This window comes from Mesorhizobium sp. J428, assembly GCF_024699925.1.
Taxonomy (GTDB): Bacteria; Pseudomonadota; Alphaproteobacteria; order Rhizobiales; family Rhizobiaceae; genus Mesorhizobium_A.
Map to the genome: position 1 here is coordinate 4,910,454 of NZ_JAJOMX010000001.1, position 17,103 is coordinate 4,927,556.

Annotated in this window: 29 protein-coding genes, 1 tRNA gene and 1 pseudogene; 12 read left to right on the top strand and 19 right to left on the bottom strand. The window is 62.4% G+C overall.

Features of this window, described 5'->3' with window-relative positions:
• Positions 1-7 precede the first annotated feature (7 nt).
• A complete protein-coding gene (locus LRS09_RS24705) occupies positions 8-823 on the top strand; it encodes a hypothetical protein (RefSeq protein WP_257809677.1) in 816 nt (271 codons plus the stop codon).
• 99 nt (positions 824-922) lie between these two features.
• Here LRS09_RS24705 and LRS09_RS24710 read toward each other — a convergent pair whose 3' ends face one another.
• On the bottom strand, positions 923-1,258 hold the full coding sequence (locus tag LRS09_RS24710) for a hypothetical protein (RefSeq protein WP_257809678.1): 336 nt from the start codon (positions 1,256-1,258) through the stop codon (positions 923-925).
• A 107-nt stretch (positions 1,259-1,365) separates the two neighbouring features.
• Here LRS09_RS24710 and LRS09_RS24715 point away from each other — a divergent pair, with 107 nt between their 5' ends.
• From LRS09_RS24715 to LRS09_RS24725, 3 genes are all read left to right on the top strand, one after another.
• Positions 1,366-2,151, top strand: coding sequence for a glycoside hydrolase family 108 protein (locus tag LRS09_RS24715; protein WP_257809679.1), 786 nt, complete (start codon positions 1,366-1,368; stop codon positions 2,149-2,151).
• 190 nt (positions 2,152-2,341) lie between these two features.
• Positions 2,342-2,596, top strand: a complete 255-nt coding sequence (locus LRS09_RS24720) for a hypothetical protein (RefSeq protein ID WP_257809680.1) — start codon at positions 2,342-2,344, stop codon at positions 2,594-2,596.
• 147 nt (positions 2,597-2,743) lie between these two features.
• Positions 2,744-3,145 carry a DUF1515 domain-containing protein gene (locus LRS09_RS24725; protein WP_257809681.1) on the top strand — a complete coding sequence of 134 codons (402 nt, stop codon included), beginning with the start codon at positions 2,744-2,746 and terminating at the stop codon, positions 3,143-3,145.
• A 70-nt stretch (positions 3,146-3,215) separates the two neighbouring features.
• On the opposite strand, the gene LRS09_RS24730 is transcribed toward LRS09_RS24725, so the two are convergent.
• Positions 3,216-3,488 carry a hypothetical protein gene (locus tag LRS09_RS24730; protein WP_257809682.1) on the bottom strand — a complete coding sequence of 91 codons (273 nt, stop codon included), beginning with the start codon at positions 3,486-3,488 and terminating at the stop codon, positions 3,216-3,218.
• 99 nt (positions 3,489-3,587) lie between these two features.
• Between LRS09_RS24730 and LRS09_RS24735 the strand changes: the two genes are divergently transcribed.
• Positions 3,588-3,851, top strand: a complete 264-nt coding sequence (locus LRS09_RS24735; RefSeq protein WP_257809683.1) for a DUF982 domain-containing protein — start codon at positions 3,588-3,590, stop codon at positions 3,849-3,851.
• 38 nt (positions 3,852-3,889) lie between these two features.
• Here the strand turns inward: LRS09_RS24735 and LRS09_RS24740 are convergent, their stop codons facing one another.
• Positions 3,890-4,096 (bottom strand): hypothetical protein, encoded by a 207-nt coding sequence (locus tag LRS09_RS24740; RefSeq protein WP_257809684.1) that lies wholly within the window; start codon positions 4,094-4,096, stop codon positions 3,890-3,892.
• Between the two features lie 73 nt (positions 4,097-4,169).
• Between LRS09_RS24740 and LRS09_RS24745 the strand changes: the two genes are divergently transcribed.
• Entirely contained in the window at positions 4,170-4,343 is a 174-nt protein-coding gene (locus LRS09_RS24745) for a hypothetical protein (RefSeq protein ID WP_257809685.1), read from the top strand.
• Here the strand turns inward: LRS09_RS24745 and LRS09_RS30425 are convergent.
• From LRS09_RS30425 to LRS09_RS24760, 4 genes are read right to left on the bottom strand one after another with little or no spacing between them, the layout of a single operon-like run.
• On the bottom strand, positions 4,340-4,513 hold the full coding sequence (locus LRS09_RS30425) for a hypothetical protein (RefSeq protein ID WP_374684880.1): 174 nt from the start codon (positions 4,511-4,513) through the stop codon (positions 4,340-4,342). The two genes, LRS09_RS24745 and LRS09_RS30425, sit on opposite strands and share 4 nt — an antisense overlap.
• Entirely contained in the window at positions 4,510-4,938 is a 429-nt protein-coding gene (locus LRS09_RS24750) for a hypothetical protein (protein ID WP_257809687.1), read from the bottom strand. The genes LRS09_RS30425 and LRS09_RS24750 overlap by 4 nt, the downstream gene beginning before the upstream one ends.
• Before the next feature lie 46 nt (positions 4,939-4,984).
• A complete protein-coding gene (locus LRS09_RS24755; protein WP_257809688.1) occupies positions 4,985-5,200 on the bottom strand; it encodes a hypothetical protein in 216 nt (71 codons plus the stop codon).
• Positions 5,197-5,910, bottom strand: a complete 714-nt coding sequence (locus tag LRS09_RS24760) for an SOS response-associated peptidase family protein (protein WP_257809690.1) — start codon at positions 5,908-5,910, stop codon at positions 5,197-5,199. Before LRS09_RS24760 ends, LRS09_RS24755 begins: the two co-directional genes overlap by 4 nt.
• A 136-nt stretch (positions 5,911-6,046) precedes the next feature.
• Here LRS09_RS24760 and LRS09_RS24765 point away from each other — a divergent pair, with 136 nt between their 5' ends.
• Complete coding sequence (locus LRS09_RS24765) at positions 6,047-6,310, top strand: hypothetical protein (protein WP_257809691.1); 264 nt, start codon at positions 6,047-6,049, stop codon at positions 6,308-6,310.
• A gap of 87 nt (positions 6,311-6,397) precedes the next feature.
• Here LRS09_RS24765 and LRS09_RS24770 read toward each other — a convergent pair whose 3' ends face one another.
• The 3 genes from LRS09_RS24770 to LRS09_RS24780 all read right to left on the bottom strand — a co-directional run bounded on the left by LRS09_RS24770 (position 6,398) and on the right by LRS09_RS24780 (position 7,980).
• Complete coding sequence (locus LRS09_RS24770) at positions 6,398-7,255, bottom strand: hypothetical protein (RefSeq protein WP_257809692.1); 858 nt, start codon at positions 7,253-7,255, stop codon at positions 6,398-6,400.
• Positions 7,256-7,393: 138 nt separating this feature from the next.
• The gene (locus LRS09_RS24775) at positions 7,394-7,768 is read right to left on the bottom strand and encodes a hypothetical protein (protein ID WP_257809693.1); all 375 of its coding nucleotides are present in this window, start codon (positions 7,766-7,768) and stop codon (positions 7,394-7,396) included.
• Positions 7,765-7,980 carry a hypothetical protein gene (locus tag LRS09_RS24780; RefSeq protein ID WP_257809695.1) on the bottom strand — a complete coding sequence of 72 codons (216 nt, stop codon included), beginning with the start codon at positions 7,978-7,980 and terminating at the stop codon, positions 7,765-7,767. The genes LRS09_RS24775 and LRS09_RS24780 overlap by 4 nt, the downstream gene beginning before the upstream one ends.
• A gap of 230 nt (positions 7,981-8,210) precedes the next feature.
• Here LRS09_RS24780 and LRS09_RS24785 point away from each other — a divergent pair, with 230 nt between their 5' ends.
• Positions 8,211-8,396 (top strand): hypothetical protein, encoded by a 186-nt coding sequence (locus tag LRS09_RS24785; RefSeq protein WP_257809697.1) that lies wholly within the window; start codon positions 8,211-8,213, stop codon positions 8,394-8,396.
• Between the two features lie 302 nt (positions 8,397-8,698).
• On the opposite strand, the gene LRS09_RS24790 is transcribed toward LRS09_RS24785, so the two are convergent.
• The 7 genes from LRS09_RS24790 to LRS09_RS24820 form a co-directional block, all read right to left on the bottom strand.
• Positions 8,699-9,157, bottom strand: a complete 459-nt coding sequence (locus LRS09_RS24790) for a hypothetical protein (protein ID WP_257809698.1) — start codon at positions 9,155-9,157, stop codon at positions 8,699-8,701.
• 143 nt (positions 9,158-9,300) lie between these two features.
• Positions 9,301-9,708, bottom strand: coding sequence for a hypothetical protein (locus LRS09_RS24795; RefSeq protein ID WP_257809699.1), 408 nt, complete (start codon positions 9,706-9,708; stop codon positions 9,301-9,303).
• Positions 9,692-10,132, bottom strand: coding sequence for a hypothetical protein (locus LRS09_RS24800; protein ID WP_257809700.1), 441 nt, complete (start codon positions 10,130-10,132; stop codon positions 9,692-9,694). Before LRS09_RS24800 ends, LRS09_RS24795 begins: the two co-directional genes overlap by 17 nt.
• Entirely contained in the window at positions 10,095-10,517 is a 423-nt protein-coding gene (locus LRS09_RS24805; RefSeq protein WP_257809701.1) for a hypothetical protein, read from the bottom strand. Before LRS09_RS24805 ends, LRS09_RS24800 begins: the two co-directional genes overlap by 38 nt.
• A gap of 150 nt (positions 10,518-10,667) precedes the next feature.
• Complete coding sequence (locus LRS09_RS24810; protein WP_257809703.1) at positions 10,668-10,850, bottom strand: hypothetical protein; 183 nt, start codon at positions 10,848-10,850, stop codon at positions 10,668-10,670.
• On the bottom strand, positions 10,847-11,272 hold the full coding sequence (locus LRS09_RS24815; RefSeq protein ID WP_257809704.1) for a hypothetical protein: 426 nt from the start codon (positions 11,270-11,272) through the stop codon (positions 10,847-10,849). The genes LRS09_RS24810 and LRS09_RS24815 overlap by 4 nt, the downstream gene beginning before the upstream one ends.
• Positions 11,273-11,284: 12 nt before the next feature.
• Positions 11,285-11,920, bottom strand: a complete 636-nt coding sequence (locus LRS09_RS24820; RefSeq protein WP_257809705.1) for a hypothetical protein — start codon at positions 11,918-11,920, stop codon at positions 11,285-11,287.
• 262 nt (positions 11,921-12,182) lie between these two features.
• Between LRS09_RS24820 and LRS09_RS24825 the strand changes: the two genes are divergently transcribed.
• Positions 12,183-12,656, top strand: a complete 474-nt coding sequence (locus tag LRS09_RS24825; protein WP_257809706.1) for a thermonuclease family protein — start codon at positions 12,183-12,185, stop codon at positions 12,654-12,656.
• A 1,209-nt stretch (positions 12,657-13,865) separates the two neighbouring features.
• Here LRS09_RS24825 and LRS09_RS24830 read toward each other — a convergent pair.
• Positions 13,866-14,243, bottom strand: coding sequence for a hypothetical protein (locus LRS09_RS24830; RefSeq protein WP_257809707.1), 378 nt, complete (start codon positions 14,241-14,243; stop codon positions 13,866-13,868).
• Between the two features lie 368 nt (positions 14,244-14,611).
• Here LRS09_RS24830 and LRS09_RS24835 point away from each other — a divergent pair, with 368 nt between their 5' ends.
• Both LRS09_RS24835 and LRS09_RS24840 read left to right on the top strand, forming a co-directional pair.
• Positions 14,612-14,914: a hypothetical protein gene (locus LRS09_RS24835; RefSeq protein WP_257809708.1), complete on the top strand. Its 303-nt coding sequence runs from the start codon at positions 14,612-14,614 to the stop codon at positions 14,912-14,914.
• A gap of 20 nt (positions 14,915-14,934) precedes the next feature.
• Positions 14,935-15,153 carry a hypothetical protein gene (locus tag LRS09_RS24840; RefSeq protein WP_257809710.1) on the top strand — a complete coding sequence of 73 codons (219 nt, stop codon included), beginning with the start codon at positions 14,935-14,937 and terminating at the stop codon, positions 15,151-15,153.
• 112 nt (positions 15,154-15,265) lie between these two features.
• Here the strand turns inward: LRS09_RS24840 and LRS09_RS24845 are convergent.
• Positions 15,266-15,355, bottom strand: a tRNA-Ser gene (locus LRS09_RS24845).
• 468 nt (positions 15,356-15,823) lie between these two features.
• Here LRS09_RS24845 and LRS09_RS24850 point away from each other — a divergent pair.
• Positions 15,824-17,033: pseudogene (locus tag LRS09_RS24850) on the top strand (septal ring lytic transglycosylase RlpA family protein).
• The last annotated feature ends 70 nt before the right edge of the window (positions 17,034-17,103 follow it).

Sequence of the window (17,103 nt, forward strand, 5' to 3'; positions counted from 1 at the left end):
CAGTTCCGTGACCGGCTCGATCCCGAAAATCCCCTTCGCCCTTCCCAATATTGCCGCGCGCCCGACGTTCTCGATCCCGGACGCGGAAAAGCGGATACTCGATTTCGAGGACATCGAACTGTGGCTCCAGCCCGACCTCGGCAATGTGAGGGCCCAGGCCAGCAACTATCTGTCAATCACGGGGCGCAAGGGGTGGCTGGCGCAGAGCAACGACGCCAAGATCGTCCTCGGGACCGGCATGGAAGACATAATCCCGACGATCAACTTCACCTCGGGAAACACGACTGCAGGCAAGAACCCGTTGCACGTGCCCGGTTTCGTCATCGATGGCAGTTACTTCGTTGCGGTGCTGTTGCGCTTCGCCGCCGGAACCACGTTTGATTCGACCACCTATCGCATCATATCGGGGGGCATCTCCGGCGGGACCGACGTCGAGTTCTATTGCCAGAACGACCGTCTCTCGCTTCGGCATGGGTCTGGTCAGTCCCAAACGCTGGCGCAGAGCTTTGCCGCCGACACGAGCTATCTGATCTGGGGTTCCTATGACGCCGGGACCAACCAGGCCGCCGTTGGAATCAATTCGCCGACCGCGCTCGTGTGGTCAACCGATAATCTGACCGGCGCGGCGGGCAGTGGCCGCGAGATCGTCATAGGCGGACAGTTCAACGCTGGACGAACGCAGGGCGAGCAGCTGTTCAATGGACAGATGCGCGGCTTCTGGGCCGGTCGCACCGCCTGGGTGGAGCCCGAATTCGATGTCATCCGCGCAGCCTTCCTCGGGGAAATCGCTTCGCTTTATCCGGACGACATCACGCTGACCTGATCGCGGCACTCGCGCGACTGGCGCGGGCCCCGATCCCTCACAATCGACTGAAGCACTCCGCCGGCGGCGGAAAGGAGAGACCTATGGACCGTATTTCAGCTAGTCCTTTGGGGAAAGAAAGCCGCTCGCAGCCGTCTCAGTGCGTGTCTCATTCAGGCAGCGGTGAAGAGAATGACCTGTTTCGCGTGCTGCGCGACTTAGAAACCCGGCTATCGCGTCTAGAACGAGACGTTCAGCGTCTGAAATCCTCGGGTCAGGATCATCGCATGGCACGAGTAGGTTGATAAGGATTTCGGGGCCGCGATCCTCATCTTTCCAGTTCGAAAATGTCAGGTTGACGTTCGCATAGACAGAAAATCTGCCATCAGCATCACGTCCTGTCTCGAGCCCATTCATAGAGACCGCCGTCAGGCGCCGTCCTTCGTAGTCCATCACCAAGCCCTCCCATTGCCCCGCCGCAATCAAAGCACCGAGCGGGCGCGAAGTCGAATCCGCCGAACCTGACCCCAAGCAATCCGCCTCATCGACGGAAAGGAGAACCCATGGACCGCAATTTTGAGCGGGCGCTCAAGCTCGTCCTTAAGCACGAAGGTGGCTGGAGTGATCATCCGGCCGATCCGGGCGGCGCGACCAACAAAGGCGTCACGCTCGCGACGTTCCGCCGATACGTGAAGGCCGACGCCACGAAGGCGGATCTTCGCGCGATCACCGACGAACAGGTGGCGACGGTCTACTATCGGCACTACTGGGCCGCCGTGATGGCGCACGAGCTGCCGGCCGGCCTCGACTATGCCGTGTTCGATTTCGCGGTCAATTCCGGGCCGAGCCGGGCGGCGAAGTATCTGCAGGCCTTTGTCGGCACGAAGCAGGACGGCCGCGTTGGACCGGAGACGCTGAAGGCGGTGGCAAAACACGACGCCAGCACGCTGATCGACGCGCTCTGCGACAAGCGCATGGCTTTCCTGAAGGGATTGAAAACATGGCCGACCTTCAAGAAAGGCTGGACTTCCCGCGTCGCCGATGTGCGGGCACAGGCGCTGGCATGGGTTGGCCGGCCTGCGGACGTCCAGAAGGTGGAGGTCGAGGTCGAGAAGCCCGTCGTTCCCGAGAAGGTCGACAAAGAGGTCAAGCAGAAGACCAACTGGCTGACCTATATCTTCGGCGCGGGCGGCATCGGGTCCGGCGCGATCGCCTTCCTGCGCGATGCGGATTGGCAGACGATCGCGGCGCTGATGGCGGGCGGCGTCGTGGCAGGCGCCCTGTCGCTCGCGGCCGGCATCTGGATCGTGCGCCGCATCAAGGCGATCAAGGCAGAGATCGCGGCGTGACTGGACGTCGTTGCGTGGCCTGTCGAGGCGAGCGCTGGGTTGATGACCAGAACTGGTCCGCTGATGATCCTGAACTCTACTTCAGGATCGGCGACGAGATCCGAAGGCCTGGAGCCGGCCGGATACCCTGCGGCCGCTGCAATTTCGCCGGCTGGAACGTGCCAGACGGCAAGCCTGTGAAGGTGGAATGATGCTCGCACTCCTCCCTACCTGGCTGCGGCTCAGTGCCGTGGCCCTGCTCGGCGGCATGATCGCCGCCGGGCCTGTCTATCTCTACGGCCACTCCAAGGGGCGCGAGGCGGAGCGCGTGGCCGTGCTGAAGCGATCCGTCGACCTCCTGCGCGAAAGGAACGCGACCGATGAAGCAATCAACGGCATGGACGATGCTGGCCTGTGTGCCGCTCTTGGCGGTGTCTGGGTGCCAGACGAGCGGCGGTGCGAGTGAATGCGACGGATGGCGCAAGCTGACGCCGGCCGCGGCGACGCGCGACTTCATCATCCGGCAGGATCGGCCCTTCGCCGAACAGGTCGCCGGACACAACCGGTTCGGCGCGCAGCGCAAGTGCTGGCAGTAGGGCGGGAGACGGGCGACGTGCCGGCATCATTGAATGACATCTATCGCGCGCTCGGCGAGCTCACCGCGACCATCAAGGCGGTGAACGACAAGGTGGACCGCATTTCGGGCGAGATGACCGCCTCGGAAGCCAACGCCAACGCCAGCCGCGCCAATGTGCACCGTCGCCTGGACGAGGCCGCAACCCGCACTGCCAATCTCGAGACGGACATGGCCGGGGTGAAGACCGACATGGCCGGCGTAAAGAAGGTGGTGACGGACATCCAGGCCGTTACCGACGACGTCGTCGCCATGCGCCAGAAGGCGGCCGGCGCCGGCACGCTCGGCCACTGGCTGATCAAGATCGGTATCGGCGTGGTCGCCTTCGCCGGCTGGCTCGTCAGCCTCTACACATGGATCACCGGCCGGCCGCCGCCCTGACCCATCGCGGCGCTGTTAGCCCCACGCCGCCTGTTGCCCCGCTCCGGTTCGCCCGGGGCGGGGCTTTTTGCTATTTGGCCAGCGTCGACCTTATGTCGGCTAGGCGCTCCATGGCCGCGTCGCAGGCGGCAAAATCTCGCATTGCGGTCTCGCAAGGGCTGCCGTCCTCGCAAAAAGGATCGTCCTTTGCGAAAAGCGCCGCCTCGACAGACAGTTCCTCAATCAAGCGTGCACATTGGGCGGTCGCTCGCATGGCCTCGGCCATGCTTTGGAACAGATTCCGCCTTGCAAACAGAAAGTCTGCTACAGCAATTTCGCGTCTGACGGGATCGATGTTGCTCATAGCGTGCAATATAGTCGCAGCGGTGACTTCCGTCCATCCTCGAAGGCGGAACCAGGCAGCGCTTTTGCCCGTTGAGTCGCCGCAGTTCGAGTGCGTGCCATGAGTGATCCCGATCGCCGCTTTGCGGAGACAGTCCCGGTGTGGACCGGTGGGCATATCCGCATGATCGGGTCGGCCCGCGAGGCGGCGGAAACGCTGCTGTATCGCTGGCCCGATGGTCCAGAGACCCGAAAGCGCCGCGCGGCGCGTGAGGCGGCGTTGAAGGCGCTGGAGGGGAGGGCGACCGCCGAGGTGGCACGGAAGGCGCTGATCGCCGCCGCCAAAGAGGACAGGATCTACATGGCCGGCGTGAGGGCCAAATAGACCCGGCCCGCCCGGCAGTGCCAGACGGGCCGTATGCTCTATGCCATTTCAAGCCGCGATTGGTCAGGGTCGTGCTGATGCATGATCTTCTTGACTATCGCTTCTCGCCGGGCGGCCGTGACCGCAGCGGCGCTGTTGCATTCCTCGATCGCCATCTCGATCAGATAGATGAGAAAGCGCCGATCATCGTATAATGCTTGTGCGAGTGCCTTTTCGAGAAAGGCCTTTGTCGTCTCTTGACGCATTTACCCCTCCGCTACTTTACGCCCCAATGAAAAATACTATACCTTCACGGTAGAGTTGAGAAGGTGGGTGCGGATGTCGCTGTCGCAATCACAGCTTGAAACGCTTCGGAAGCTGCGGACAGACCTCCAGCGCCTGCATGACATCGCCAGGCAAGAGCAGTTTCCGATGCTTGCCTACCTCATCGAAATGGCTGTGGTCGAAGCTCAGGACATGGAGGCGCGGGAGCCTCAGTCCCGCCGACACTAGTTTCCGCCGTCGCTCCGGTGTTCAAAACAAAACCATCTCGGCTCGTCTCGCTGATTGCGTGCGAAGCCGAAGCTGCCCCATTTCCTGCATCCGGGATGCTCGCAGATGTGCTCATAGACGCCCGGCGGCGTCGGGACAGGGAGCTGGGCGGGCTGTGGCGCCTCGGTCATGGCGTCTTTCCGGCGCGGCGCAGCAGCTCGGCTCTTATCAGATCGTGTCGCAAAGCATAGAGCGCTTCGTCGAAGTCGAAGTCGTCCGCAAGCTCTGCCGGTGACACGCCGGGCCGGCGATCTTGGACGAAATCGGCGCCAAATCGCGCGATCTGCTGATCGGCCTTCCTGATCTTCTCCAGCGTTGCCTTGTCACGCGGCACGATCCGCACGTCGTCGATCACCATGCCGCAGTCGGTCAGCAGGTAGCCTTCCGCGTCGTCAGGCCGAGCGATCGCCCACAAGGTCCGCGCCTGTTCGCGGGCGCCCTCAAGATCGCGCGCCTGCAGGCAAACGGGATGTTCCCGGCTCGCGGCCTCGGCCCAAGGATCGACCGGGATGCGCCACATGACCCAGTATCGAGACCCTCTATCGGTATAGAGCATGGTCGTTCTCCCTTTCGCCACAGTGAACGAAATGAGAACAAAAGAGTCAAGGCCTACGGCGCGCGGCCTCGATCGCGAGGCGGATGTCCCGCTCCGTCTGGTCGTTGCAGGCTTGCGAGAGCACCCAGTTGTCGGCGATGTCGACCACGGCCGCGGCGATCTCCTGCGGCGAATAGCCCGCATCCTTCATGCCGTTCATCAAGGCGGTCAGGCGAGCCTCCATCTGCTCCTGCACCTTGATGAACCGGCCGGCGTCGATCATGCGGCCAGCCGGACGAGCCGATCGTCGGGGAGGGGACGTTGCAACGTCTTTGCGTCCGGCCACGGCGCGGTCAGCCAGGTCTCGACCTCGGCCTGTGTGGTGAGGATGACGGGCATGGCCTTCTGATGCACTGGCGCGACGATGCCGTTCGGGTCCGTCGTCAGGAAGCCGAACAGGTCGTTCGTGGTCAGGCCCTCGCGGACCTTGCGCACGCTCTCCCATCCGGCGACCCAGATGCCGGCGAAGAAGGCGAGCGGCTGGGTGGCGTCGATCGCAAACCAGGCATTCGGCGTGCGGCCACCCTCGACCTTGCTGGCCGGGTCCGGCTCGGCAAACCTGGTGAACGGCACGACACAGCGGTTCTCGACGCCAAGCCATCGGGTCCAATGCTTCGATGACGTGTTGCGGATGTTGGTCGTGCCGCCGTCCGGCTCCATCTTGAGCAGCTCGGCGAAGTCGACCGGCTTGCCCTTCTCCTCCAACTTGCGCGCCCGCTTCTTCGTCGCTTCCATCAAGGCGAACTGCGACGACGGCATGCCCCAGCGCACCCGTGCCAGCTCCCGGCCGGTCGGCGTGTTGCGCACGATCGGCGCCAGATAGTCGGGGTAGACGTCGAGCGATTCCTCCAGGTTGCCGGAGATGTCACGCAGCGCTCGCGTGAAATCGAGCATCGCCTGCTGGTTCGTGGTGACGTTGTAGAGGTTGCACATAGGGGCAAGCTAACCCCCTTGCGGCCGCTCGGTAAAGATCTCGGCCCTTGACGGCGCAGGAAAATGTTCCTTTTCTGTTCTCATGCCGGAACCCTATTGGCCGAAGAAGAAAAGCGGATACAGGCTCAGCGAGGCAATGCGCATCAACGAACTGGCGCGCATCAGCTGCCGCGGTTGCAGGACGGAACGTCTTTATGCGCTCAAGGATCTGCTCACGCTCTTCGGCGACATCGAGGTCGACGACGTGGTCTATGTGCAGCGCTGGCGCTGCATCTCCTGTGGCAACGACGACATGGGTATAGACCTGCCGAGGCTTTCCGGCGTGGAGCGGCAGGCGGCGAAGGTCAGGCGGATCAGCCGGATTGAGTATGTGCGTAAGGTCTCCTGGCGAGAGGAGTAGGCGCCGCACGCATTCCCTCCAAAGCCGGCCAGCTGCCGCGCCGAACCGGTCCGGAGCAAAAGCGTGGCGATGTGAGTGAGGGCTGCGCTACCGCCGTTTCGCATCCGGCGCGAGATAGGCCGGATCAAAACCAGGACGGAAATAAGGACGCCATTGGTCGAGGTTATTCCACAGCAGGTGCCGGATCTCAGCGCTCTGACTCTGCGTGAGCAGGTCGTCCCCGCGATACCAGTTCGGTCGTGACGCCTGCAGCTTATAAAGCCCCGCAATAAAGGCCCGCCGCGTCTCGCCCGAGAGGCCGACCGCGTTGGCCACCCTGAGCACTTCCGTCAGAGCCGGCCGCAGGCTGCGGTTCTCCTCCGACTCGTCCAGCTCCAATTCCAGGCCATCGCGCCCGATGCCGAACATTGAAAGAAAGTCTTCGAAGATGTTGCCACCGGTCCACTGGGCGCGATCATAAGGAGCAAGAACGAACTCGTGTCCTTCCGCCTTGGCCCATTTCAGAAGATTCTGCCGGTAAGTGGGATCAAAATTCTCCAGCTCTCCGATCGGCCCGGTGCGGGATTTATTCCGAACGACTTGGTCGAAGGCCGAGATCATGCGCTCGTCCGGAGCCCGTAGATAAGCGACAAATGTCGCCCGATAGCCGTCTATGGCCGCTAGCAACGGTTTGGGATCGAAGTCCCCCTTTGCGAGCACTTCGGTGCTGACGACACAAACTTCGCATGAGGAAGCTGCAGCGTCCTCGACATAGCCGCGCATGAGGCCGCCGGCGGCAGGGTTGCGGTGCAGGAACATCGTCGCAAGCGGAGTGTGGTTCGTAGTTCCCTGCCAGCCGCGATACCAGACGCCCTTCTCCCGCAATGCGGCATGGTTCCGGTTGAGAAACGCTTGCAGGGCTGACGTCGCCGTCTTGTGCGGGCCAACATGCACGATCAGTTTCATCGTCCCCGTCCGTAGCGACACGCTCGCGCCCCCTTCATTCCGATGCAGCCGAGCTTTCCCTGACGAACAGAACCAGCGTCTCGGCGATCAGGGCCGGACGCGTCCGCACATGTGATGATCCTGAGATCGACGGCCAGACTAGTCAATCATAATGCGCGGAACGCGCAACGGCCCGCTTTCGAGAAGGCGGTGATAGACATCCTTGCGCGCCCACGAATCTGGCCGCCCGCCGCTGGCCTTCCAATCAAAAGGCTCGGCTCCGAAATGGGTGGCGAACATCTCCGCCGCCCAAAGGGCGCTGAAGCAGTGAATGCGATACTGGACGTATTTGCCGCACGGAAAGGTGGCGTTGATCCGCTTCGTCTTGAACGTCAGCCCCCGTTCTCGGCAGAACGCATCGATCAGGTTCAGGTTGTCGCGGATGCAAAGGTCATCCTGGAGGGCGACTTGAAACGGATACTCCCGCTCCAGCGCGGCCCGCTCCGCATTCGCTCGCTTATGGGATGCGGTCATTGATCGTTCCTCCTGCGATGCCAGCCGCGAGAGTAGCCAAACGAGACGGCCAGGCGGGTTGTGGCGAGTTCGTTTTCCAGTGTGTTGTTCATGATCAGCAGCGCCTTCACCGCCGCCCTTGCATCACCGCCGCACGCCGCGATGGCCTGGTCGGTGGCGACGTCAAGGTCGGGCAAAGCTTCGCCGGCCGTCGCCAGTGCTGGCTCGGACATGTCGTGACTCCATTTTGGGACGGGCGTGACCCTGCCACCGGACAAATGCCGGCGCAAGGAAAATGTTCCTGCTCCGTTCTTGTGCCGGAGCTTTACAACAGGCGCCCGCGGGCCTGCCGTCGTCAATGCCGTGGATAGATTTCAACGCCGCGCCGAGGTTCTCTCGGCGCTAGTGCTTATTCCATCCACCGCTTCCGACCCGGTGGCATCCTCCTCGCCAGGAGGTAGCCATGATCGATATGCGAGTAGTGTTTTGGGTGACGGTCGCGCTGACCATTTCAAGCGGCGCGGCGGCGGTGGTGCTGGCGGCGCGCAGAAACGTATCGGCAGGTGCGATGCGGGTGGCTGAGCGACTGGCGCAGATCGCACTGATCGGGGCTTCCACGATCATCGTCTTGCTCGGCCGCCAGGATTGATGTGGCCGGCGCGAAGAGTTGCCTGAGCGCGCCGGCCTGGTGCGACACGGGCGGGGTAGCTTCGTCGCACCACCTGTTTTCATAGGACTGCGCTACGACGTTGGCTATGTGGACTGCGCGCGCTGGTTAACGGCGGAAGGAGTTGCCGACGCCCGCCCGGACGCCCTCATCGGCAACTCCTTACCCGGTCCGCGGGGGATTGCGGTCTAGGCATTAACGGCGGTGCATTTCGCATGCCAGGAAGGATGTGCCGGTTTGGCACGCCGCGCCCTAAAACGAAAACCCAGACCTTGAGCGATTTGCTACCGCGCTAGAAAGGCCGCAGGGTCGCGGGAGAAATCGGCGGCGGCAGATCGACCAGATACCTTCTCCAGTCGATCTTTGTTTGGCCGTATGATTCTCCCATCTGGTGTCAGGAAGACGCATTCGTAGGCGGCGGCCAGCCTGCAAAGTCCATCAACGAGATCAATAGAAGGGTCGCGCATATCGAGACGCAATTGAACCTCTGCGATTTCCCCGCCATCAAGCCAGACTTGGATATCGTCTGTTTTCTCGTCGCCCCAGATGCGAAGCGCCGCATCCCAACTTGCTTTTTCAGGCAGTAGATCGCTTAAACGCTCGAAGAAGCGATCCAGATCATCGGCATCGACGCGCAGCTTAGCATCCGCGACCTGGCCTTCCGAGAGGCTGATAGCCGCTACACCGTGAATAAGCGTGTCGGTCGCCGACACCAGAAAGCATTTGAATTGCCAGAGCGCCATGGTGCAACGCCATTCTGCATTCGCAGCGAGACTATCGCTTTTCAGGATAACCGTCACTTAAGACGAAAACCCCGGCCGGAGCCGGGGAGCTGCAAATGTTTGCAAGGGGCGACACATGCGCGAAGCCGGACGCCCTGCTCTGGTCAATTGCGGCGCGCCTGCTGTGGTGCTGAGGGTATTCTTATGACAGATCTTCGCGCGACGCGTTTCCACGGCTCACCTTTGAGGCGGAAGGAGACAACGAGTTCGCCGTCTCGTTCGAGGCGTAGCGGCATCCCGCTAATCCCCATAGGGGACAACTCCGGCTTAACGACGTTCATTGCAAATCCGACATTGATGGGCGGATTGTCACTCGGAGCCTCTATCCGTAGTTCGCCTTCATAGTTTCCTGTGGCTGTAGAGTTTATCAACACCCACAGGGCAATTGTAATGTTGGCAGGATAGGCAGGAACCACGATCCCATCGCCATAAGCTCCTATGATGATATCCTTGCCGGTGATCTCCTTGCGGACCTCGTCGCAAACGACAATTGCTTCAACTAGCAGGGTCATGACGGTCAATCAGGTTGTTGGCTGGTGCTGCACCTGGCTGCTGCGTAAACTGGTAGATCTTACCGGGCTCTATCGTGATGCCGTCTAGGCACGCTGGGAACCTGCGATTACTGGTCGGCTGTTCGAGCGGCTTGTAACTCGACATCCGGAGCATGCCTCCATCAATTGCAAACAGCATTTCCGCAATCGTATCCAACGTCCAGTTTCCTGGTGCGCCCAGCATGCGGGTTACTTGCGCAGGGTCTTTGTTGAGACGTCTAGCCAGAGACGCGCGGCTCACCCCTGCCTCTACGCAGGCTGTCGCCACCAAATCAAAAGCTGCCTCTCTCGCCATTTCTGTGACATATCCCAGCGCGCGTTCAGAGATAGGGTCGTCACCAACCGGCTCAGCCAGGAATGACGTTGCGCGAGATGTAGTCGCCATGACTCTCTCCCTTATGTGGTTCAAAGCCCGTGAAAAAGGCATCCCAAACGGATCGACACTTTTTGATCTCGGTTGCGTAGTGTAAGCCGGTCTTCGGCGCCCAAGTAAGCAACACCAACGTGTCGATCTCGGCAAATGCGCCGAAGATCCGCACGTCCGGCTGGTAGCTTATTACACGCAGGTCAACGATGCCTTTCTGGACCGGTCCGTTGCGTGCAACGAGCGTCGAAGGGCTCTTATTGCCGGGATCCATTCCAAAGACGACGTGCCCACCTGATGCAAAGGTATCAATCTTCGCAGTCGCTCGACCTGCGGCGCGACCAAAACTTTGATGGACCCCATTACTCACATCCAAAAAGTGCCGCACGTCTCTAGAGATGAACACGTCACGCTCTACCCCGCTCGACGAGATTGTCGGAGCAACAAATTCAAGATGGCCCGCATCCACCAACTGCCTGAGCCGTAGCCTAATTGACATATAAGTCAATGCCGCCGATTACCAATGGGTTAATTTCTCTCTCGTGTAATGAAGATTTCACGCCTCCCCCTCCACCTCACTATCCTCCTCGAGATCTTGCCCCTCCTTGAACATCCCCATCCCTATCAGCGCATCCCGTAGCGCGCGGATCGCTGCTTCCTCCTCTGAGCATCGGAGCTCGTGCGCCAGGCAGCGGAGCGCGATAGACGAGGTGGTGTCTAGGGTGAGGGAGAGCTTCATCCTCGTATCGATCCGGGCCGGTTGAGCTTCTCTTGGTCGAGTTCGCGCTTCCGTTCGGCCGCCGGCTTGCTCTCGTCGACGACGGCCTGCGGCTCGGCGCACCCCTTCGTCGTCTTCACGCGGGCGATCGTCTCCCTCTCGCCCTTCAGCCGAGATATCGCGGCACTGTGCTCAGGGCTGCCCATCCCGGTCGGCGATAGACCGACTAGGATGATGCCCGCGGTGTCGGCCTTCCGCTGATTGCGCTGATACCAGATCAGCGGCCCGAGCTCGCCGGCGACCCGCGCATCTTCCGTGGCAAGGCGAGGGCACTCGAGTTGCTCGTATCCGACGGTCGAGATGGACATCGGCGTGATGTTGTCCGGATTCGCCGCGACGCAGCCCGCGAGGGCGGCAACGGCCGTGATTGCGATGCGTTTCATCCCAAATCTTCCCTAGACGCCAGACCGCACGCGCTCCGAGTTCGTCAGGGCTTCGCCTAGACGCCCCACGACTTCCTTCATCGCGTCCTCTGCCGACTGGACGAGGGATGCGGCGCCACCCTCGCAGGCAAGGCCGGCATTGCTCTGCGCGTTGCCGTCGCCGCTCACCGTTGTTCCGAGCAGGCGGCCCTTGCGACCGTCGACCACGATTGATCCGACAAGCTCGACCTGCGTTTCCATGCCTGCGGTCCAGAAGCCGGGCACGACGCGCAGCCGGCCATTGACCTCCTCGCCTCGCACAATGATCATCGCTCGAGCACCACGCGGCGCAAGCTCGGCCCGATCAACCGGAGCGTCCACGACCTCGACCTCCTCGACCAGGTTGGCGAACGTCTTGCGCACAGAGCCGGTGAACCCGGCAGAGATCGCGAGCGGGTAGCTGTGCGCAGCGCAGTTGAAGTCCGACGGCTTGATGGTCTTGTCGAGCTTCGACCCGTCCACGTAGAGCAGGTATTTGCCTGGCAGCTTGTTCTCGTAGGACGAGTAGACGTTGTAGGACGCCACCGACATCGTCTCGGCGCGATAAGCGCAGCCCGAAACTGACCCCACTGCCACAAACGCGGCAGCTGCAAAACCAAGTCTCTTCATTCCCCCAGCCCTCCCAAGGCGGCTTATTCTTGCGCAACCGCAAGTCGTCGGCAAGGCCCTCCGCTATCGACAGGATCGGCTACGCCGGCTACCTTCAGGCAGGGATCGGAGGGGATATGAGGCTGATCATCAGCATCTGCATTGCATTGGCGCTTCAGGCCAGCGCCGCACAGGCGCACGGCGGCGGGTGTCGCAAGAGTTCGCCGCCGGGCAAGTGCTGCCACATGGACAACAGCGCCGGTAGAGTTCATTGCCATTGAGGATGGCCGCCGCCCTCGTTGCTGTCTTGCTGGCGAGTGTCGCTGCGCACGGCAACGAGATGATCCTCGGCCGCGCCTCGGTGATCGACGGGGATACGATCGAGATCGCCGGACAGCGGATCCGGCTGGACGGGATCGACGCACCGGAGGGCTGGCAGCGATGCCAGGACGCAGCCGGCGCCGAGTATCGATGCGGGGCGGCGTCCGCCAAAGTTCTCGACGAGTTTCTGGCGCAGTCGCGTCCGACGTCATGCCGGCGCGTGTCGCGTGATCGGTATGGGCGGACAGTCGCGGTGTGCACCCGTGCTGATGGCGCCGACGTGGCTTCCTGGCTCGTCAGGCACGGCCATGCGCTCGACTGGCCGAAATACTCCAAAGGCCGATACGCGCTGCAGCAGAAGGCCGCGCAGGCCGCCAAAGCGGGAATGTGGGTAGGCACGTTCGTCGAGCCGTGGGAGGCTCGGAGGAGCCGATAGCGCGTATCCCCATCGACTATATTGTGGTTTCGATTTCGCCGCACAATCGGGCATTTCGTGGATCGTGTCGATGCGCAACAGCGGGTGGGGTTCTGTGCTACTCGATCAGGGAAAGACGCCGGAAGAATGGCTTCAGGTCTTCGCCGCGCGCGGGATCAAGCTGTCAGCGCGCACCATACGCGCTGAGGCGCGCCGGCTTGGCGCATGTCGGATGCTCGGGAATGCGATGATCCTCCTGCCGGAGCACATCGATCGCATTTTCACCGAGCCGGCGCCGAAGGCCGTGAAGCCATCGTCCCCGCCCCTGCCTTCGCTGTCTCGCGATCGTCGATCTCCCTCGTCGGCCGCCGAAGGGGACCGCCTCTACGAAGAGCATCTCGAAAGGAAATGCTCGCGAGCCACGGAGTCCGCGGAGGATTACCTTCGCCGACGCCAGCAGGCCGGCAAGCGCAAGTCATCGCGGCACCTCCCGAAGAAGGGGAGTTGAATAGTACTGCTAGACCTTGATCACGCGTTTGTTGCAGCGCTGTTGCGGGACAGCAGCGGGACACGAGCGGGACTCAGCGCGACAACCTTGCACAGGAGGGTCGGATTTGCGCCCTTCTTGACCGCCTAGCGGGACACAAGCGGGACGCGAGCGGGACAGTCGCTTCCGCCGGCTCCTCGCGAGGCGCTCACTTCGGCCGAAGCTGTAACAAGAGTTGATCGTGCGGGACAGCAGCGGGACAGACGCTCTCGCACTGCCGCGAAAAGGCAAGGAAACCAGCGAGCCAGCGGGACACGAGCGGGACACGAGCGGGACACGGTATTTGAGCACCGCATTCGGGAGAGCCGCGATAGCGTGCCGAGGCTTGCATCTGGCGCGGAATCTCTGTTTTTCTCGCGGAGACCCTCGCGCACGCGGAGGCAGCGCTGTGAGCTTGGGAGGGCCTGCAGCCCGACCCCTCCACAGTACATCGCTTCCGCCGGGTGCTTACTTATCAAGGCACTGCGGTAGACCAGAATCGAAATCGAAAAGCGCGCGCTGGAGCGCGCTTCGGTCGGAGCTCACAACCATCGCCGTCACCGGCGTCTACGCGTCATCCTGCGGCGGTCACCCTGTAGGCTGCTCCCTCACGTTGGTCGACGACGCGCAAGCTCTTCCCCTGACGGGCGCCGGTCGGGCGATTGCAGATTGGGAGGTTCGGGGAGAGATCCGCCTCGTACCGGCTAAGAAGGTTTCTTCTCATCAGCCCAAGACGGCCTGTTAGGATCAGCCGCAACAAGAGCCTGAAGCGTCAAACGGCTTTCGACCGCAGCTTGGATGTGGTCGGCAGGACTGAGGTTCCCGTCTCTAGCCTCAATCATCTTCATAGTCTTGAACGCTTCGGCGAGATAGTAACTCATCGGCCCCAACGCCCCGCCTCGCTTGAGAACAATGGCAGCGTGGTTTTCCCATTCCTTCACTGCCATCTGCATCGCGAGTTCTTGAAGATGCCGGCGACGATCGCGCCCCGCCTGTATCAGCACCACCAACACTGAGCTTGCGCCACCGACAAGTGCCCCGACAAATCCGCTCAGCAGCGGGATCCATACTTCAGCTGTCATCACTTCCTCCCGGTTGTCTCACACGCAAGCTCTTCCCCTGGCGGGGAATGCTTGACGAGAATCGACGTCGGGGGCAACGTGTCCGTGGGCGTAGAAACCCGGACCAGTGCAGCGATCGAACGATTGGCGTCTTTCGAACCGCTGATTGCGCAGTGAGCCTTGGCGGGCTCGAGTCGCACGGCAACGCCTTGGCGGGCGTTCCAACTCGGCTGTTATGGCCGGGGGCGAACGCTATGTCCAGAGCGAAAGCTTAAAACCGTTCGGCCTGTCACTGGCAGGTTTCTACCCCCCGGCTGCCGCGCCCGCCGCGCGGTGCAGGCGCATCGCGCCGCCGGCCGTAGAAAACCGGTTCGACCAGTGAGCACCCCATGACCATCATTACCCGTCGCCGCCTAATCGGCGGTCTCGCCACAATCCCCGCATTGGCCCCAGGAATGGCCTTGGCCGCTCCGGAGGCTCCGGAATGCGTCCGGGACGTCCAAACGCTGCCAGCGGCCGCGCCTGCGGCCTTAGCGCCCGAAACGCCGCTTGACCGGATCAACCGGTTGACCGCGGAACTCGGCGAAGCGCTCGAGGAGTGGGCCTTGGATCACAAAATCCGCTGGCACATCGTCGTGCCCCGCGCGTCGGTCGGTCTCAGATGGTACGTCCTCAACGGCCCGCCCTCGTAACGGCGCGACGGGAGGGTCGAATGAAGGTCCGTGTCAGACCCGCCCTGGTGCTGACCATCACCCGCGATCGGCGCTCGCTGGCCGCGGCGATCGAGCAATTGATCGATGCGCTCGATCGATTGGACAAAGACCCCGACCTCGAGCCGTCGCTGGGATGGACCGAACACGGCCGCGGCGTCAGTAAATTCGATGCTGCCTATGACGATCGCGAGGAAGAGAACGAATACGGCCGCGCGTGATCGGCTTGCCGACTTGCCGCCGTCCGGCAGAAAGCCTCGGTGGGGATCAGAGTGGGGACAGCACTTTCTGATCCCCAATTTATCATATATTTCAGTCAGATAGATAAGGTTCTGGCGGAGGGAGTGGGATTCGAACCCACGGTGAGCTTGCACCCACGCCGGTTTTCAAGACCGGTGCCTTAAACCGCTCGGCCATCCCTCCGAAGCAGGGAGATCTCCTGCAGGAACCTCGACGCCGGAGACGAGAATTCGCGCTAGATAGCACCGAAGACCGCGCCCGTTCGTTGAGGCTTTTCTGTAGTGCGGCAGCCGGGCCGGCGTCAACCGACGAACAGAGCTTCGGTTTCGCGAGCGCCGGCCCACCCACTGCCCGCCTTCCGGTGAGACGAACGAAATCGGGATCCGGCCACTTGTTTGCAACCCGACGTGGGGCGGGGGGCACGCGCGAATTCGGATCGTCGACCCCGTGCCCGCGGGGACAAACAAATGCCGACCAGGCATGGTCGACATTGACGTCACAAATTTGCCCGCTTCGGGTCACAATCGGTTAAGACGGCGCTAAAGACTGAGGCGTTAGAAGCAGACTCGGCGAGCTGGCAGCGGAGGTCGGCTTGCGGAATGCATCAGACACCGGCGTGCCGGACGGTGACATGACGGGGACAGACAGAGCATGACCGACAGGAGAGGCCGGGGGGCGCTCAAATCCGGTGCAATCGTCTCGTTGCTGGCCGCTGCGACGGCTCTTGCAGGCTGCACCTCGCACGAACCCAAGGTGTCGCTGTCGAAACGTCCGGCGACCAAGGAATATTTCCCCGAGGCCGTCTACGGCAAGGCGAGCCCGCGCATGACCAGCCAGCGCAGCAACCTGCCGCGCGGCGGCGGGCGCGACCAGCTCGGCAAGCCGTATCAGGTCGCCGGCAAATGGGTACTACCCCAAGGAACAGCCCGGCTATTCGAAGAAGGGCAAGGCGTCGTGGTATGGCGACGCGTTCCATGGCCGGCTCACGGCCAATGGCGAAATCTACGACATGACGCACCTGTCGGCTGCGCATCCGACCATGCCGCTGCCGAGCTATGCGCGCGTAACCAACCTGAAGAACGGCAGCTCGGTGATCGTGCGCGTGAACGACCGCGGTCCGTTCGCGCATGGCCGCGTCATCGACCTGTCGCGCCGCGCCGCCGAAATGCTGGACTACCAGCACAGCGGCATCGCCGACGTGAAGGTAGACTATGTCGGCCGCGCGCCGCTCGAAGGCCGCGACGACGAATATCTGATCGCCTCCTACAAGCCCGGCAACGCGGCTCCCGATCCGTCGGACGGAATGCCGACCGGTGTGATGATCGCCATGGCAGGCCCAACACCCACGAGCGGAAGTGGCACGTCGCAGGCGGTCGCAGCGGCTGCCTTCCCCGGACAGCTGATCTCTTCGGGAGCAGTCGCTCCCGGCGACGGCGTAATGGAGTTCCCAGAAAACGGCCCGGTCATCATCGACCGTCCTCTGGCGCGGCTTGGTGGGGGCGACGGCGCGAAGCCCCAAGTGCTCGGCTATGCCGAGGAGCGCGTCGGCCGCGCGGCTGTGCCGTTCGACGGCATGGCGAAGGGCGGACTGGCACCGGCCGAGATCCTGTCCTCCTGGTCGTCCGGCCAGCCTTCGGACGGCGAGTATGTCTCCGTGGGCACATTTGCCGATCGCGCGGAAGCCGAAAGGCTCGCGGCCGCATTGATGCCTCTCGGTCTCGCCTCCATCGAGCAGGGCAGGGACGGGTCGCAGACCTGGTATTCCGTCACCGCGCGGCCGAAATCGGCCAAGGCGATCGACGACCTGCTGCGCACCGCCTGGAACGAGGGCGCTTCGGACGCCTTCATCGTCCGCAACTGAGCGCTGCGGCGCGGCCGTCACACATTCTTCCTTCTTTCCGGCTTTCTGCCTTCGCACGACATCTTTAGGA